Source organism: Mycoplasmopsis primatum ATCC 25948 (assembly GCF_000702785.1).
Classification (GTDB): domain Bacteria; phylum Bacillota_I; class Bacilli_A; order Mycoplasmatales; family Metamycoplasmataceae; genus Mycoplasmopsis; species Mycoplasmopsis primatum.
Genome location: NZ_JNJV01000061.1, coordinates 1 through 1,088, shown reverse-complemented (window position 1 = coordinate 1,088; position 1,088 = coordinate 1). Strand labels below are relative to the sequence as shown.

Here is a 1,088-nt window from a genome sequence, read left to right as displayed (position 1 = left end):
AAACTGTTAAACTCCCTGAAAGTCTTAAAGAAATTGGTGTTGGTGTTTTTTCTGGTTGTAAAAATTTAAAAGAAATTAATATACCTGAAGGTGTTGAAACAATTGGAGATAGATCTTTTGAAAATTGTAAAAATTTAAAAAATATCACACTTCCTAATAGTGTAAAAATGATTGATTATTGGGCTTTTGCTGGTTGCAAAAACTTAGAAAATATTAAACTTTCTAATAGTTTAGAGACTATTAAAACTAATGCTTTTTATGGTTGTAAAAACTTAAAAGGTATAACGCTTCCTAATAGTCTTAAAGAAATAGGTTGAGGTGTTTTTCAAAGTTGCGAAAGTTTAGAAAGTATCACACTTCCTAATAGTCTTAAAGAAATTGGTGTTGGTGTTTTTTCTGGTTGTAAAAACTTAAAAGAAATTAATATACCTGAAGGTGTTAAAACAATTAAAGATGGTGCTTTTTTAGATTGTATAAGTTTAGAAAGCATCGCACTGCCTAACAGTCTTAAAAAAATTGGTAATAAAGCTTTTTATGGTTGTAAAAATTTAAATATAACCATGTATGACACTGCAAAAATAATTGGCAATGATAATTTTATTAATTGCGAAAATTTAAAATTAAAAAAATTAAAAAGTAAGAAAAGTTTAAAGATGTAAGGTGATATGAAAATGAGTGCAAAAATATTAGAAAACAAAGACTTAGACATTATATGAGATGATGAAATTAAAGGTTATATGGTTGTGGGTGTAAAAGATAAAGACATTAAGGAAGTAGTGGTCCCTGATGGTGTAAAAATAATTGGAGAATATGCTTTTAATGGTTGTGAAAGTTTAAAAAGCATTAAACTCCCTGATGGTGTAAAAATAATTGCAAAAGATGCTTTTATAGGTTGCCACAACTTAGAAAATATTGAACTCCCTGATAGTATAAAAATAATTGGTGATAATGCTTTTTGTTGATGTTGAAATTTAAAAAGCATTAAACTCCCACATAGTCTTAAAGAAATTGGAGAATATGCTTTTAATAGTTGTAAAAACTTAGAAAAGATTGAACTCCCTGAAGGAGTAAAAACAATTGGAGAATAT

At 27.0% G+C, this 1,088-nt stretch carries 2 protein-coding genes; both read left to right on the top strand.

The genetic code is table 4. The annotated features are described in order from the left end of the window. The coding region (locus T386_RS0104225) for a leucine-rich repeat domain-containing protein (RefSeq protein ID WP_036460169.1) at positions 1–659 on the top strand (659 nt) is incomplete at its 5' end. 12 nt (positions 660–671) lie between these two features. Then, positions 672–1,088 (top strand): leucine-rich repeat domain-containing protein (locus T386_RS0104220; RefSeq protein WP_029513867.1); only part of this gene is annotated, 417 nt, incomplete at its 3' end.